Genomic DNA, 16,162 nt, shown 5'->3' on the forward strand with positions numbered 1-16,162 from the left:
GGGGTCTTCCTGGGAGGTCAGCGCCGCCGACCGGGCCGCGCCGGCGCGGGGGCCTGGGGCGGGGGCCGGCGGGTGCGACGGATCGCATCGTTGATTTCGGCAATGGTACGCTCGATCGCGTCGTCGTCCAGCTCGACGGCGGTCAAGCCCTCGATGCCCGAGGGGGGCGCGGCCGTCGCGGGCGTGTGGGGGGCCAGCGCGGCGGGCGGGGGCTCCAGCACTTGGGTGGAAGGGAAGTCGTCGTCCGCCTGCCACTCCAGGCCCAGCAAGGACACATTGTCCCCGTGCCGGCCGCCCAGGCGCACCGCCACTTCGGACAACTGCGCCACCGCATCGGCCAGCGGCTGCCCGTGCAGGCCCGCGGCCACATCGTCGTCGTCCATCACCCCCCACAGCCCATCGGAACACAGCAGGATGCGGTCGCCGTGCTCCAGCGGCAGCGGGCCCAGCACGTCGTACAGGGGCGGCGTGTCCGACCCCAGGCAGGTGAACAGGACGCTGCGGTGCACGCCTGGCGGCAGTTGGGCAAACAGTTCCGGCTTGTCGTGGTAGCTGTGGTCGCGCGTGCGCTGCAGCAGCCGGCCGCCGCGCACCCAGTACAGGCGCGAGTCGCCGCTGTGCAGCGCGGTGAGCTGCCCGTCCTGCACCACGGCCGCCACAGCCGTGGTGCGCGGGTGCTCGGCCAAGCCGTGCGCGCGCGCAAAATCGACGATGGCCTGACTGGCCTGCAGCACCGTGGCCTCCAGAAAGGCGCGCGGATCGGCCAGCTTGGGGTGGGCCTGATCGACGAACGCCTGCACGAAGGTGCGCACCGCGATCTCGGCCGCGCGGTCGCCGTCGGGGTGGCCGCCCATACCGTCCGCCAACACCAGCAGCACCGATTGGCGGGTGTAGGTGTAGCCCAGGCGATCCTCGTTGCGCGTCCGCCCGCCGGTGTGGGTGGCCTGGTAGACGGCAAACTTCACGGCGGCTCCAGAAAGCTGGATCGCTGGCTGTGGTGGCTGGCCGCCTCGCGCGCATCGTCCCCGGCGAGGCCCAGGCGCGCGCGCACGCGGTCCCACCAGCGCGGCGGCGTCGGCTCGGGCGACTCCTCGCGGGCCAGCTCGCGCTGTAGGGCAAAGACCGACTGCGGACGCGCCAGCGGATCGAGCGCCATGCACCAGCGCACCACATCGAGCAGATTGTCGGAATACACGCCGCGCAGCCGCGCCAGCGACGCCTCCAGCCGGTCTTTGTCCTGTCGCTGGGGCGCGTCGTGGGGCGGATAGCCCTGCATGCACGAGTACATGCACGCCCCGATGGCGTAGATGTCGGTCCACGGCCCCAGGCCGGTGCTGCCGGTGCGGCGGTACATCTCCGGCGCGGCAAAACCCGGGGTGTACATGGGGCGCACGAAAGTGCCCTCGGTGTTGAGCACCTCGCGCGCGGCGCCAAAGTCGATCAGCACCGCGCGGTTGTCGTCGGTGATGAAGATGTTGGCCGGCTTGATGTCCAGGTGCAGCATCTTGTGCTGGTGCACGATGCGCAGCCCGCGCAGCACCTCGTCGAAGAGCGAGCGGATGGTCGCCTCGCGCAGCACCTTCTTGCGCTGCCGGCTGCGCGCCGCCACGATGAACTCCTGCAGCGACGCGCCCTGCAGGTAGTCCATGACCATGTAGACGGTCTCGTTCTCGCGGAAAAAATTGAGCACGCCCACCACCGCTGGGTGGGAGATCTGCGCCAGCGCCCGCCCTTCCTCGAAAAAACTGCGCAGGCCCAGCCGGTAGAGGGCCTGCTTTTCGGGCGCCACGACCGGCAGCAGTTCGCCGGGCGAGCGCAGCGCGAGCGACGCGGGCAGGTACTCCTTGATGGCGACTTCGTGCCCGTTGGCGTCCAGCGCCAGATAGACCAACCCAAAACCGCCGGCCGCCAGCAGGCGCACGATGCGGTAGCCGCCAATCACCGTGTCGGGCGGCAGAGGGGCCGGCTTGGTCTTTGACATAATCCGTGCATGAGCAAACCTTACGCCCAGGCGGCCGGCGCCGCCCTCGGGGCCGCCCTCTGCTAAAGGCCGATGTCAGTGTACAGCATGACCGGCTACGCCACGGGGCAATGCAACCCCCACGCGGCGGCCTCCGACACCCACACGCCCGGCGCCAGTGTGCTGGGGCTGGAAATCCGCGCCGTCAACGGGCGCTTTCTGGACTTGGCGCTGCGCCTGCCCGAAGACCTGCGCGCGGCCGAGCCGGCTTTGCGCGAGCGCGTCGGCGCGCGCGTGCGCCGCGGCAAGGTGGAGCTGCGTGCCTGGATCGAACAGCGCGGCGATGGCGGCGTGCGCGTGCCGCCGGCGGCCGAACTGCAGCGCCTGCTCGGCGCGCAGGAGCAGGTGCAGGCCTGGCTGCCGCAGGCGCGCGGCCTGTCGGTCGCCGAGGTGCTGCAGCTTGCCCAGCGCGGCGCCCCGGCGGCCGCCGACTGGGTGGAGCCGCTGCTGGCGCTGACCGATCGGGTGCTGGACGACTTCGCCGCCGCGCGCGAGCGCGAGGGCACACGGCTGGTCGCCATGTTGCGCGACCGCGTGGCGCAACTGCGCGGGCTGGCGGCGCAGGCCGAGCCGCTGGTGCCGCAGATCGTGGCGCAGCAGCGCGAGCGCTTTCTGCAGCGCTTTCACGACGCGCTCGGCGCCACCCCGGCCGACCCCGCCGCCCTGCAGGAGCGCGCACTGGCCGAGGCGGCGGCGTTTGCGATCCGGGTCGACGTCGCGGAAGAGCTGACGCGGTTGCAGTCGCACCTGAGCGAGATCGACCGGCTGCTGCAGCGCGGCGGCGAGGTCGGCAAGCGGCTGGACTTTCTGATCCAGGAGCTGCACCGCGAGGCCAACACGCTGGGCTCCAAATCGGCCAGCCTGGAGCTCACGCGCCTGTCGGTGGACATGAAAGTGCTGATCGAGCAGATGCGCGAGCAGGTTCAAAACCTCGAATGACCCCCATGGAATACCCCGGCAACCTGTTCGTCGTGGCCGCCCCCAGCGGCACGGGCAAGTCCAGCCTCGTCAAAGCGCTGCTGGAGGTGGACTCGCGCATGGAGCTGTCCGTCTCCCACACCACGCGCGCACCGCGCGGGCAGGAGGTGCACGGCCGCGAGTACTTCTTCGTCAGCGACGAGGAATTCGACCGCATGGTCGCGGCCAATGCGTTCGTCGAATGGGCGCGGGTGCACAGCCGCCGCTACGGCACCTCGCGCAAGGCCATCGAAGACAAGATCGCCGCCGGCGCCGACATCGTCCTGGAAATCGACTACCAGGGGGCGCTGCAGATCCGGCGCCAGTTTGCCAACGCGGTGCTGATCTTCATCCTGCCGCCAAGCTGGGACGAGCTGCGCAACCGCCTGTTGCGCCGCGGCGAGGACAGCGAGGACGTCATCGAACTGCGCCTGCGCAATGCCGCCGAAGAGATGGCGCATGTCCATGAATTCGACTACGTTATAATTAATGAGGTTTTCGAGCGGGCATTGTTCGACCTCAAGACGATCACCCACTCGCAGCGCCTGCGGGTCGCGGCCCAGCGCAGGGCCCGCGCCGAAGTGTTCCAGGCGCTGGGCATCCAATAACCCCCTGTTTCAACGCTTTGCCGGAGGTTTCCATGGCACGCATCACCGTCGAGGATTGCCTGGAAAAAATCCCCAACCGCTTCCAGCTCGTGCTGGCCGCCACCTACCGTGCGCGCATGCTCAACCAGGGCCACGCGCCCAAGCTGGAGACGCGCAACAAACCCGCCGTGACCGCGCTGCGCGAAATCGCCGCCGGGCTCGTCGGCCTGGAGATGCTGCGCAAGGTCCCAGTCTGAGTCGCGACCGCGGCCATGCCTCAAGGCGCCTACCCAAGGCGCCTTTTTTGTTTTTTGTTTACATTAGCAGGGTGAGTGTCGACGCCGTAAGTCCTGCCGAGGCAACCGCCTACGGCACCCGCCCGCCCGCCTCGCCGCCCCAAGCCGCGGCCAGCGCGGCGGCGGCCAGCTTTGCCGCCCTCGAGTCGCGGCTGGACTACCTCAACGCGGCCGAAATCGATCTGGTGCGGCAGGCCTATCGCTTCGCGGATCAGGCCCACCTGGGCCAGATGCGCAAAAACGGCGACCCCTACATCACCCACCCGATTGCAGTGGCGCAGATCTGCACGGAGTGGAAGCTGGATGCCCAGGCCCTGTGCGCCGCCCTGCTGCACGATGTGCTGGAGGACTGCGGCGTCACCAAGGCGGAGCTGACGCAGCGCTTCGGCCCTGCGGTGGCCGATCTGGTGGACGGGCTGACCAAGCTGGACAAGCTGGAGTTCGACAGCCGCGAGCAGGGGCAGGCCGAGTCCTTCCGCAAGATGCTGCTGGCCATGGCGCGCGATGTGCGGGTGATCCTGATCAAGCTCGGGGACCGGCTGCACAACATGCGCACCATGGGCGACATGCCGCGCCACAAGTGGGGCCGCATCGCGCGCGAGACGCTGGACATCTACGCCCCCATCGCGCACCGGCTGGGCCTCAACAATTTCTACCGCGAGCTGCAAGACCTGGCCTTCCGCCACCTGCACCCGTGGCGCTACCAGGCGCTGTCCAAGGCGCTGGCCCGCTCGCGTGCCCGCCGGCGCGACCTGATCGCCCGCGTACAGGGCGAGGTGGAGGCGGCCTTCGCGCACAGCGGGCTGGAGGTGCGCATCGCCGGCCGCGAAAAAACCCTGTACTCCATCTACCGCAAGATGGATACCAAACACCTGTCGTTTGCGCAGGTGACCGATATTTACGGCTTTCGCATCATCGTGCCGCAGGTGCTGGACTGCTACACGGCGCTGGGGGTGCTGCATCAGCTCTACAAGCCGATGCCGGGCAAGTTTCGCGATTACATCGCCATTCCCAAGGTCAACGGCTACCAGTCGCTGCACACGACGCTGATTGGGCCGTTTGGCACGCCGATCGAGTTTCAACTGCGCACCCCCAGCATGGACGTGGTGGCCGAATCGGGCATCGCCGCGCACTGGCTGTACAAGGCCGGGGGCGCGGCCGACGCCTCGGCGCAGGCCCTCAATGTGCAGTGGCTGCAGTCGCTGCTGGACATCCAGCAGGAGACCAAAGACTCCGGCGAGTTCTGGGACCATGTGCGCATCGACCTGTTCCCCGACTCGGTCTATGTGTTCACCCCCAAGAGCAAGATCATGGCGCTGCCGCGCGGCGCCACGGTGGTGGACTTTGCGTACGCCATCCACAGCGATGTGGGACACCGGGCCATCGGGGCCACGGTCAACGGCGAGCAGGTCCCGCTGCGCACCGAGCTGCACAACGGCGACGTGGTCGAAATCACCACCTCGCAGCACGCGCGGCCCAATCCGGCGTGGCTGGGCTTCGTCAAAACGGGGCGCGCACGCTCCAAGATCCGGCACTACCTCAAGACACTGGAGCAGGAGGAATCGCGCGCCCTGGGCGAGCGGCTGCTGCAGCAGTCGGTGCGCGCCGAGGGGATGGCCAGCCTGCCCGGCGACGACGAGGCCGGTCAGGCCATCTGGGACAAGCTGCTGCGCTTCACGGGCAATCGCTCGCGCGATGAGCTGCTGATCGACATCGGCCTGGGGCGGCGCATCGCCGGCATGGTCGGCAAAAAACTCGCCGCCCTCATGGTCGAGGCGGGCGTGCGCCCCGACGTGCTGCTGATCAGCCAGGAGCGTTTCGGCACGCCGCGCGAGGACCAGCCCAGCCAAGGCGTGGTCACGCTCGACGGCAGCGAAGGCGGCTCCGTCACCTACGCCAGTTGCTGCCGGCCCATCCCAGGGGACCGCATCGTCGGCTATCTGGGCCGGGGCGAAGGCTTGGCCGTCCACACCGAGGACTGCCCCGTGGTGCGGCGCCTGCTGCACTGCGACCGCGAGCGCTTTCTGGAAGTGGAATGGGCCGAGGAGCCGACCCGCGCCTTCGAATCGACGGTGACGGTCACCGTGAACAACGGCAAGGGGGTGCTGGCGCGCGTGGCGGCCGCCATTGCCGCGGCCGAGGCGGACATCACCCACATCCACATGGGCGACGAGGCCGCGCAGACCACGACCGAGCTGCGCTTTACCGTGGCGGTGCGCGACCGCGTGCACCTGGCCCAGGTGCTGCGCCAACTGCGGCGCACGCCGTCGGTGGTGCGAGCCCAGCGGCTGCGCCCGGCGCGCCGGGGCGACGCCGGCAATTGACGCGGCCGCCCGCGCACTGACACTGACCGCGCGCCGATCAGGCCGCGGATGGCGCGCCGGGTTCGGGGTAGCGGACCTTCAGGATCTCCAGCATCTCGACCCCGGCGGGCGTGTGCAAGCGCACCTCGTCGCCCTCGCGCGCCTTCAGCAACGCCTGCGCCACCGGGGAGATCCAACTGATCTGCCCCCGGCTGCTGTCCGCCTCGTCGATGCCCAGGATGGTGACGGTGACCTCGCTGCCATCGGGGCGCGCGTAAGTGACCGTCGCGCCAAAGAACACCTGGTCCTTGCCGTGGTGCACGCTGGGGTCCACCACCTCGGCGCGCTCCAGCCGCTTGGTCAAAAAGCGGATGCGGCGGTCGATCTCGCGCAGCCGCTTCTTCCCGTACAGATAGTCGCCGTTTTCAGAGCGGTCCCCGTTGCTCGCGGCCCAGGACACCGTCTCGACCACGCGCGGGCGCTCCTCGTCGATCAGGTGCATCAGCTCGCCGCGCAAGCGCGCGTAGCCCTGCGGCGTCATGTAGTTCTTGCCCCCGGCCGGGATGCGCTGCCCCACGGGCAGCGCGTCATCGTCCTCGTCGTGGTCCTGCTCGCGCACGAAAGCCTTGCTCATGGGGGTGGATGGTAGCGCAGGGGGGCCTCCGGACCGTCGGCCACTCGCCTATTCGCAGCCAAGGTAAGCACAGCTTTCCTCTACGATTACCGGCTGTGACACGTGCCCCATCCACCCCGACCCCGCTGCGCATCGTCCAGAGCGACCGCATCGAGACGCTGCTGCAGCGCGCCGCGGCCGAGGCCGCCAAGGCGCAGGCGGCGCAGCCGCTGCAGCCGCAGCGCTGGCTGGTGGCCAGCCACGGCATGGCGCAGTGGGTGCAGCAGGCGCTGGCGCAGCGCGACGGCGTCTGCGCGGGGCTGGAGTGCCTGCTGCCGGCGCAGTGGCTGTGGCAGACCTACCGCGCCGTGCTCGGCGAGGCCGAGGTGCCGGACGAGGCACCGCTGGACCGCGGCCCGCTGCGCTGGCAGCTGTGGCGGCTGCTGCCGACGCTGGCGCAGCGCGCCGACGCCGCCGTGCACGCCCCGCTGATCCACTACCTGGGCGACGGCGACCCGCTGCGGCGCGCGCAGTTGGCACGGCGCGTGGCGGATCTGTTCGACCAGTATCAGATCTACCGGCCCGACTGGCTGGCCGACTGGGCCGCCGGGCACGACCGCCTGCGCGACGCCGACGGGCGCGTGGAGCCGCTGCCGGAGGATGAGCGCTGGCAGCCGGCGCTGTGGCGGCTGCTGCGCGCCGACGCCGAGGCGCAGGGCCACCGCTGGGCCAGCCGCTGCGACATCCACGCCGCGTGGCTGCAACGCATGGCCGACGCGCACGCCTGCCCGCTGCCGGCGCGCGAGCCGCCGCGGCTGACGGTGTTCGGCGTCAGCGCCCTCACGCCCGACGTGCTGCAGGCGCTGCAGGCGGTGGCGCGCTGGCGCGACGTGGCCGTCTACGTGCTGAACCCGGCGCGCACCGACTGGTTCGACCGGGCCGGCGCACGCACCGGCCACCCGCTGCTGGCGGCCTGGGGCCGGCAGGGGCGCGAGTTCATCGCCGGTCTGCAGGCGCTGGGCGCCGAGGAGCCCCCGGCGGGCCTGGCCCCGGTATCGCTGGAGGACGCCTGGGACGACGAGCCCGCCGACGACGCCGCCCCGCCGCACCTGCTGGCACAGCTGCAGGACGACCTGCGCCACGGCCGCGCGCCGGGCGAGCGCGACTGGCCGCCGCTGGATCTGGCGCGCGACGGCTCGCTGCGGCTGCACGTCGCCCACACCATGCTGCGCGAGGTGGAGCTGCTGCACGACCAGGTGCTGGCCGCGCTGCAGCGCGACCCGACGCTGCAGCCGCGCGACGTCGCCGTCTTCGCGCCCGACATCGCCGCCTACGCGCCGCTGGTGCACGCGGTGTGGGGCAGCCTGCCGCCGGACGATGCGCGCCGCATCCCGTACCAGCTGGCCGACGTGGAGGACGACACCACCGCGCGCCTGCGCGAGCTGCTGCGCGCGCTGCTGCGCCCGGAGGCGCTGCGACTGACCGGCAGCGATGCGCTGGACTGGCTGGACGTGCCGGCGGTGGCGCGCGCCTTCGGCCTGGCGGCGGACGACCTCGACACCCTGCGCGCGTGGCGGCGCGAGGCCGCGATCCGCTGGGGCCTGGACGGCGCGCACCGCCAGCGCCTGGGGCTGGCCGCGGGCGGCGCCGCGCTGGCCGAGCGCTACACCTGGCGCGAGGGGCTGCAGCGCCTGTGGCTCGGCGCCATGCTCGGCGCCGAGGACGAGCCGTGGCAGGACCGCCTGCTGCCGGCGCGCGGCGTGGCGGTGTTGCAGGGCGAGCTGCTGCACCGGCTGCAGACCTTCATCGACGCGGTGGCGACGTGGACGCATCGCCTGGCCGAGCCGACCGACGCCACCGCGTGGGCCGATCGGCTGCACGCGCTGCTGGCGCAGTTCCTGCAGCCCGCGGCGGACGACGTGGAGGGGACGCTGGCGGTGGCGCGGCTGCGCGCCGCGGCCGATCGCTGGGCGCGGCAGGCCGAGCAGGCCGGCACGGAGCCGATCCCGGCCGCCGTGGTGGCCGACACGTGGCTGGCGCTGGCAGGTGGCGGCGGCGCGCCGGCCCGCTTCCTGGGCGGCGGGGTGACGTTTGCGACGCTGCTGCCGATGCGCGCGGTGCCGTTTCGCCGCATTTACCTGCTCGGCCTGCACGACGGCAACTTCCCGCGCCGGCCGCAGGGCGACACGCACGACCTGATGGCCGCCGCGCCGCGCCCGGGCGACCGCCTGCGCCGGCATGAGGACCTCTACCTGCTGCTGGAGGCGGTGCTGTCGGCGCGCGACCACCTGGGCGTCTCGTGGCTGGGCCGCCGCCCGGTGGACGACACCGAGCGCCAGCCGGCGCTGCCGGTGGCCCAGCTGCGCCACCACCTGAACCGCCAGTGGCGGCTGGCGCCAGGCCTGCAAGGCGACGTGGCCGCGGCGCTGACGCGCGCGCACCCGCTGCATCCGTTCGACCCCGCCAACTTCAGCCCGGCGTCGGCGGCCGATGGCGCCGCCCCGCCGCTGACCGGCGCGTTCAGCTACGCGCGGGAGTGGCTGGCCACGGGCGGGGCCGCCCCGAATCCCGCCACCCTGCGCGCTGCGCCAGCCATCCCGTCACGCCCGGACGAGCCGATCCCGGTGACGGTGGCGGCACTGGCCGAGCTGCTGCACGACCCCGCGCGCGCCTACGCACGCCAGCGCCTGGGGCTGGCGCCGCCACGCGACGACGAGGCCGACGACGACGCCGAGCCGTTCGCGCCCGACGGCCTGCAGCAGTGGCGCACCCGGCTGGCGTGGGTGGACGCTGTGGTGGACGCGGCGCTGGCCGGCGCCGACGAGGCCGACGCGCAGGCCGCCGCCCGGCGCGCCCGCCGCCACGCCGAGCTGGCCGGCGACTGGCCCGCCGGCGCTGCCGGGGCGTGGCTTGCGCGCGATTGGGACGAGGCGATCCGCCGCGTCTGGCAGCACGCCCGGGAGCTGGCCGCGCGCCACCCCCACCCGGTGGCCGAGCGGGCGCGGCTGGAGACGACGCTGGCGCTGCCGGACGGCCCGACGCTTGCGATCCGCGACGTGCTGCCGGCGCTGCGGCGCGGCGACGACGGCGCGCTGGCGCGGCTGGTGACGCTCGGCAGCGCCCTCGTCGAAGGCAAGAAGCTCGACGCCAAGACCTACGCCCTGCACCGGCTGCTGCGCCCCTGGGTCGAGCACGTCGCGCTCAACGTCGCGCTCGGGCCCGTGACGAGCTGGATCGCCACCCCCCTGGGCGTCGGGCGGATGCAACCGCTGGAGCCGCAGACCGCCACCGCCGCCTGGACGACGCTGGGGCAGGCGTGGCACGCGGGCCTGCACGGCCCCGCCCCGCTGCCGCTGCCGCGCCACGCCGCCGCGGCCTACTGGGGCAAGCTGCGCGGCAAGGACGCCACCCCCGCCGCAGCGTGGGAGAAAGCCCGCGATCAATACGAAAGCGACCACGGCCAGGCCAAGGAACCCCTTTGGCGGCGCCATTACCCGACGTTCGAAGCGCTGGCCGGCCCGCGCGAGGCGCACACGGACGGGCCGTTCGCCCGCTGGACGCAGGCGCTGCTCGCGCCGCTGCACGCGCATCTGGCCAGCGGCCACGGCGACCGCGAAAACTCCGCCGAGGAGACCGCCGCATGAGCGCCGACCTGCCTCAACTGGACCCGCTGACCCTGCCGCTGGATGGCAGCCAGCTGATCGAGGCCAGCGCCGGCAGCGGCAAGACCTGGACCATGGCGCTGCTGGCGGTGCGGCTGGTGCTGGGCACACCGCCCGGCGAGGCCGGGCTGCCGCCGCTGTCGCCGCGGCAGATCCTGGTCGTGACGTTCACCGACGCCGCCACGCAGGAGCTGCGCAGCCGCATCCAGGCGCGCCTGCTGCAGGCCGCCGCGGTCTTCGGCGGCGAGGCGCTCGACCCGGCCGATGCGGCGGTGCAGCGGCTGCTGGCGCTGCGCGAGCGTTACCCGCAAACCCAATGGCCCGCGCTGGCGCGCCGCCTGACCGAGGCCGCCGACGCGCTGGACGAGGCGCCGATCAGCACCCTGCACGGCTGGTGCCAGCGCATCCTGCGCGAGCAGGCGCTGCTCAGCGGCGAGCCCTTCCAGCCGCGCATCCTGCAGGACACCGCCGCGCTGCGCCTGGAGGCGGTGCGCGACTGGTGGCGGCTGCACGTGCTGCCGCTGGACGAGGCCGACGCCGCGGCGGTGCTGGACGTCTGGGGGTCGCCGGACGGGCTGGACAAGGCCATCAAGGATCTGCTCGAGCACGCCGAACGGTGGGCGGCGCAGGATCCGGGCCTGTCCATGCGCAGCCTGCCCGAGGCGCTGCGGCAGGCCGAGACCACGCGCGCGCAGGCGCTGGCGGCGCTGAAAGCCCCGTGGCCAGCGTGGATCGACGAGGCCGAAAAGGTGCTCGGTCAACACGGCCTGCTGAAGCACATCAGCACACCGCACTGGGTGAAGACATGGTTGGCCGACTTGCGGGCCTGGGCCGCTGACCCGCTCGATGCGCAATGCCCTCTGACGGAGAAGGCCACCGCCAAGTTCACGCTCGAGCACCTGCGCATCAAGGCCGGCCCCCTCCCCCCCGAGGTCGAGGCGCTGCCGCTGCTGCGCGAGCTGCCTGAACTGGAGGCGCGCCTGGCCGCCCTGCCCGGCCCGCGCGGGGCGCTGACGCGCCACGCCGCCGTGTGGGTGGCGCAGCGCATGCGCGCGCAGCTGCGCGCCGCCGAGCAGCTCACCTTCGACGAGATGCTGCGCCGCGTGGACGAGGCGCTGGCCGGCCCGCAGGGCGCAGCGCTCGCCCAGCGCCTGCGCCAGCAGCAGCCGGTGGCGCTGGTCGACGAGTTCCAGGACACCGACCCGCGCCAGTGGCGCATCCTGCAGGCCATCTACCGGCCCGAGCAGCCGCACCCCGGCACCGCGCTGCTGCTGATCGGCGACCCCAAGCAGGCCATCTACGCCTTCCGCCACGCCGACATCCACAGCTACCTGCAGGCGCGCGCCGCCTGCGCCGGGCGCATCTGGTCGCTGGCGGTCAACCACCGCAGCAGCACGGCGATGGTGCAGGCCGTCAACGCCCTGTTCGGCCACGCGGAGCGCACGCTGCCGGACGGGGCGTTCGGCTTTGCGCGCGACGGCGTGCAGACGGTGCCGTTCCTGCCGGCGCGGCCGGCCGGCCAGGCCGAGCACTGGCGCGACGACGACGCCGCAAGCGGCGCGGCGCTCACCTTCGCGCTGTGGCGGCCGGAGACGGACAGGCTCACGCGCGACGACGTGCGGGAGCGGCTCGCCGCCGCCTGCGCGGCCACCGTGGCGCGGTGGCTGGCAGGCTCGGCGGCGGGGCGCTGCGGCTTCGAGCGCGACGGGCGGCTGCGCCCGCTGCAGCCGCAGGATCTGGCCATCCTCGTCAACGACGGCCAGGAGGCGCAGGCGGTGGCGCGCGCGCTGCGCCGGCATGGACTGGCCAGCGCCTACCGCTCCGAGCGCGCCTCGGTGTGGGACGGCCCCGAGGCCGACGACCTGCAGGCGTGGCTGCACGCCTGCGCCCACCCGCACGACCGCGACGCCCTCGCCCACGCGCTGCTGACGCCCGCCCTGGGGCTGGACGCGGCGGCGCTCGCCGCGCTGCTGCGCGACGAGGACGCCTGGGACACGACGCTGGAGCATTTTGCGCACTACCACGCGCTGTGGCAGCGCCACGGCGTGCTGGCCGCGGTGCGCGCGCTGATGCACGACTTCGGCGTCGCGGCGCGGCTGCTGGCCCGCCCCGCCGACCACCCGAGCCCCGGCGCGCGGGCGCTGGCGGACCTGCTGCACATGGCCGAATGGCTGCAACAGGCCGCACGCCAGAGAGGCCGCGGCGGGGTGGAGGCGACGCTGGCGCTGCTGCGCCTGGCGCGGCAGGAGGGTGCCGCCCCCTCCCCCGCCGGCGACGACCCGACGCTGACCGGCGTGGAGCGCCGGCTCGACGGCACGCCGCAGGCCATCCCCGTCATCACCGTGCACAAGGCCAAGGGGCTGCAGTTTCCGATCGTGCTGCTGCCGTTTGCGGGCCGCGCGCGCCCGCTGGACGACAAATACAACCGTCCACGGGTGCTGCGCTGGCACGACGACGCGGGCCACGCGCACGTCACGCTGCCGGACGAGGGCGAGGCGTGGCGGCAGGCGCTCGAGCGCGCCGAGCGCGAACGCCTGCTGGAAGACACGCGCAAGCTCTACGTGGCGCTGACGCGCGCGGTGCACCTGACCTGGGTCGGCGTGGCGCTGGAGCCGGGTCTCGCATCCAGCGCGCTGGCGCGGCTGCTCGGGCTGCAGGGGGCGGACGCCGCCACGCTGGCCGAGCAGACTCCAACGCGGCTGGACGAGGTGGCGGCGGCCAGCGGCGGCACCATCGCTTGCACCGGGCTGGCCGACGACAAGACCGCCCCTACCGCCCGGGCCAGCACCCCAGCCGTGATGCCCACACGCCCCGCCGCCTGGGCGCACGTGGCGCGCCCGCGCAGGGGCCCGAGCTGGTGGATCGCCAGCTACAGCGCGCTGGCGCGCGCCGCCCACGAGGCGCCGGCTGGCGCCGACGCCGCCACCGAGGCGCACGTCGGCGACGACGACCCCGGCGCATCCGCCCCCGACGCCACCGGGCTCCGCGACGAGGCCCCCGCCACCGCGCCGTGGCACCGCTGGCCACGCGGCGCGCAGCCCGGCGTGGCGCTGCACGCGCTGCTGGAAACCTGCCAGCGCCACGGCTGGCCCGCGGGCGCCCCGGATGCCCTGCAGCCGCTGGCGCAGCGCACGCTGCAGGGACTCGGCTGGGCGCCCGAGCGCCTGCCGGCCGACGCCGGGGACCTGGCGCGCTGGGCGCATGCGATCGGCGACGCCGCGCTGCCCTTGCCCGGCAGCGCGGGCGTGCGGCTGCGCGACCTCACGCACGCCGAGCCGGAGGTACCGTTTTGGCTGCGCATCGACGCCGCCGCCGAGGCGCGCGCGCTCGACCGCCTGCTGCTCGCCCACGTCGCGCCAGGCCAGCCACGCCCGGCGCTCGCCGCCGTCACGCTGCACGGGATGCTCAAAGGCTTCATGGACCTGGTCTTCGAACACGACGGGCGCTACTGGGTGCTGGACCACAAGTCCAACGCGCTGGGGCCGGACGACGCCGCCTACCACGCCGCGGCGGTGCAGGCCGAGGTGCTGCGCCAGCGCTACGACGCGCAGGCGGCGCTGTACCTGCTGGCGCTGCATCGCTGGCTGGCGCAGCGGCTGGGGCGGCGCTACGACCCGGTGCGGCACCTTGGCGGCGCGCTGTGCGTGTTCTGGCGCGGCGTGGCTGCCCCCGGCGCCGGCATCTGGCAGCTGACGCAGCCGTGGCCGCTGGTGCAGCGGCTGGAGGCTCTGTTCACCGGCGCGGAGGTGACGGCATGACCGCGCCCCGCCCCGAGCTGGAAGCCTGGCTGCAGCGCGGCCTGCAGGCCGGCGAGCTGCGCCCGGCGGACGCGACGCTGGCGCGCCAGGCCGCCGCGCTGTGCCCGCAGGCGAACCTGGAGGCCCTGCTGGCCACCGCGCTGCTGATGCGCCGCGCCGCCGACGGCCACGTCGCCTGGCGCTGGGCCGAAGCCCGTCCGGACGACGCCCGCGGCCCCTGCGCGCGCTGGCTGCTGCAGCGCCTGCACGCCGACGGGCCGGCGGCGCTGAGCGGCCCCGGCTGGGTCGGCGCGGACGCGCCGCTGACGCCGGTGGTCGCCGCCGGCGGCGTGCTCTACCTGGGCCGCCACTTCCGCCGCGAGCGGGAAGTGGCGCAGGCGTTGGCGCAGCGGCTGACCGCTGCCGACGCCCCTGCCCCCGACGCCGTGCGGCCGTGGATCGAGGCGCTGTTCGGCCCGCCGTCCCCCGAGCCGGATGCGCAGCGGCTGGCCTGCGCGCTGGCGCTGCGGCAGCGGCTGGCGGTCATCACCGGCGGCCCCGGCACCGGCAAAACCCACACCGTCGCGCGGCTGCTGGCGCTGCTGCAGGGGCTGGCGCTGCAGGGCGGCGGCGCGCCGCTGGCCGTGGGCCTGGCGGCCCCCACCGGCAAGGCCGCCGCGCGCCTGAGCACTGCACTGACCGACGCGTGGCGGAAGCTTGCCACTTGGGCGCTGCCGCTGCCGTGGGCGGTGCTGCAGCCGCACCTGCCGCACCGCGCCGTCACCGTGCACGCGCTGCTGGGCCAGCGGCCCGACGGCACCGGCGCGCGCCACGACGAGCGCCAGCCGCTGCCGCTGGACGCGCTGGTGGTCGATGAGGCGTCGATGGTCGATCTGGAGCTGCTGCACGCGCTGCTGCGGGCGCTGCCTCCGCAGGCGCGGCTGATCCTGCTCGGCGACCGCGACCAGCTCGCCTCGGTGCAGGCCGGCGCGGTGCTGGCGGAGCTGTGCGCGCATGCACGCGAGGGCCGCTGGCAGCGGGAGACCGCCGCGTGGCTCACCGCCGCCACCGGGCAGGCACCGCCGGCGGCGTGGATCGATGCCGACGGCGACGCGCTGGACCAGGCGGTGGCGATGCTGCGGCTCAGCCGCCGCTTCGACGCCGGCGGCGCCATCGGCCGCTGGGCCGCCGCGGTGCGCGACGGCGACGAGGACACCGCGCTGGCGCTGCTGCGCGACCCGGGCGAGGGCGTCAGCGTCCACCTCGGCACGCAGGCCGCCGACGGCTGGCTGCCGACCTGGCGCGCGGCGGTGGCGCCGTGGCTGCAGGCGGCGGCGCCACCGCCGGCGGACGGCGACCCCGACGCCTGGGCCGCCGGCCTGCTGCAGGGCCAGGCGCGGCTGCAGGTCCTGGCCGCGCTGCGGCGCGGGCCGTGGGGCGTGGAGGGGCTGGACGCGCGCCTGCAGACCGAGGCCGCGCGGCTGGCCCCGCACGCCCCCACAGGCCCCTATGGCCGCAGCGGCCAGCCGTGGCTGGTCACGCGCAACCAGCCGCGCCTGGGCGTGATGAACGGCGACCTGGGCCTGCTGCTGGCGCGGCCGCACGCCGACGGCACGCGGCGCTGGCGCCTGGCGCTGCCGGCGCCGCAGCGGCCGGGCAGCGTGCAGTGGGTTGCCGCCGGGCAGCTCGCCGACACCGCCAGCGCCTGGGCGCTGACGGTGCACAAGTCGCAGGGCAGCGAGTTCCACCACGTGGTGCTGGTGCTGCCGCCCGACGCCGACAGCCCGATCCTGACGCGCGAGCTGCTCTACACGGGCCTCACGCGCGCGCGCGAGCGGCTCACGCTCGTGCTGCCGGGCGGCGCGGCCACGCTGCGCGCGGCGCTGCGGCGGCGCACCGAACGCGACAGCGCCCTGCGCGACGCGCTGCGGCAGGCGCTACCATAGGCGCCCGTCCCACAGCGAACGGTGGTTCGTTCGACCGCCAC

General features: G+C 73.9%; 10 protein-coding genes. 7 read left to right on the top strand and 3 right to left on the bottom strand.

Translation table 11 applies throughout. From position 1 onward, the window contains the following. Nucleotides 1–17: 17 nt before the first annotated feature. Together A9O67_RS10890 and A9O67_RS10895 are read right to left on the bottom strand one after the other, a co-directional pair. Nucleotides 18–965: a PP2C family protein-serine/threonine phosphatase gene (locus A9O67_RS10890; RefSeq protein ID WP_068610232.1), complete on the bottom strand. Its 948-nt coding sequence runs from the start codon at nt 963–965 to the stop codon at nt 18–20. Continuing rightward, nucleotides 962–1,981 carry a serine/threonine-protein kinase gene (locus A9O67_RS10895; RefSeq protein ID WP_082955533.1) on the bottom strand — a complete coding sequence of 340 codons (1,020 nt, stop codon included), beginning with the start codon at nt 1,979–1,981 and terminating at the stop codon, nt 962–964. Before A9O67_RS10895 ends, A9O67_RS10890 begins: the two co-directional genes overlap by 4 nt. Before the next feature lie 72 nt (nt 1,982–2,053). Between A9O67_RS10895 and A9O67_RS10900 the strand changes: the two genes are divergently transcribed. The 4 genes from A9O67_RS10900 to A9O67_RS10915 all read left to right on the top strand — a co-directional run bounded on the left by A9O67_RS10900 (nt 2,054) and on the right by A9O67_RS10915 (nt 6,184). Further along, nucleotides 2,054–2,959: a YicC/YloC family endoribonuclease gene (locus tag A9O67_RS10900; RefSeq protein ID WP_082955534.1), complete on the top strand. Its 906-nt coding sequence runs from the start codon at nt 2,054–2,056 to the stop codon at nt 2,957–2,959. A 5-nt stretch (nt 2,960–2,964) separates the two neighbouring features. Next, nucleotides 2,965–3,585, top strand: coding sequence for a guanylate kinase (gene gmk / locus A9O67_RS10905; protein WP_068610237.1), 621 nt, complete (start codon nt 2,965–2,967; stop codon nt 3,583–3,585). A gap of 32 nt (nt 3,586–3,617) precedes the next feature. Further along, nucleotides 3,618–3,821 carry a DNA-directed RNA polymerase subunit omega gene (gene rpoZ, locus A9O67_RS10910; RefSeq protein WP_068610239.1) on the top strand — a complete coding sequence of 68 codons (204 nt, stop codon included), beginning with the start codon at nt 3,618–3,620 and terminating at the stop codon, nt 3,819–3,821. A gap of 71 nt (nt 3,822–3,892) precedes the next feature. After that, nucleotides 3,893–6,184, top strand: a complete 2,292-nt coding sequence (locus A9O67_RS10915; protein ID WP_068610241.1) for a RelA/SpoT family protein — start codon at nt 3,893–3,895, stop codon at nt 6,182–6,184. 37 nt (nt 6,185–6,221) lie between these two features. Here the strand turns inward: A9O67_RS10915 and greB are convergent, their stop codons facing one another. Then, entirely contained in the window at nt 6,222–6,797 is a 576-nt protein-coding gene (gene greB / locus A9O67_RS10920; RefSeq protein ID WP_068610243.1) for a transcription elongation factor GreB, read from the bottom strand. Between the two features lie 95 nt (nt 6,798–6,892). Here greB and A9O67_RS10925 point away from each other — a divergent pair, with 95 nt between their 5' ends. Genes A9O67_RS10925 through recD form a run of 3 tightly spaced genes read left to right on the top strand, consistent with a single transcriptional unit; the run spans nt 6,893 to nt 16,121 of the window. Continuing rightward, the gene (locus A9O67_RS10925; RefSeq protein ID WP_068610245.1) at nt 6,893–10,420 is read left to right on the top strand and encodes an exodeoxyribonuclease V subunit gamma; all 3,528 of its coding nucleotides are present in this window, start codon (nt 6,893–6,895) and stop codon (nt 10,418–10,420) included. Further along, nucleotides 10,417–14,196, top strand: coding sequence for an exodeoxyribonuclease V subunit beta (recB, locus tag A9O67_RS10930; RefSeq protein ID WP_068610246.1), 3,780 nt, complete (start codon nt 10,417–10,419; stop codon nt 14,194–14,196). The genes A9O67_RS10925 and recB overlap by 4 nt, the downstream gene beginning before the upstream one ends. Beyond that, the gene (gene recD / locus A9O67_RS10935; protein ID WP_068610248.1) at nt 14,193–16,121 is read left to right on the top strand and encodes an exodeoxyribonuclease V subunit alpha; all 1,929 of its coding nucleotides are present in this window, start codon (nt 14,193–14,195) and stop codon (nt 16,119–16,121) included. The genes recB and recD overlap by 4 nt, the downstream gene beginning before the upstream one ends. Nucleotides 16,122–16,162 lie beyond the last annotated feature (41 nt).

Source organism: Tepidimonas fonticaldi (genome assembly GCF_001675355.1).
In the GTDB taxonomy this organism is placed as follows: domain Bacteria; phylum Pseudomonadota; class Gammaproteobacteria; order Burkholderiales; family Burkholderiaceae_C; genus Tepidimonas; species Tepidimonas fonticaldi.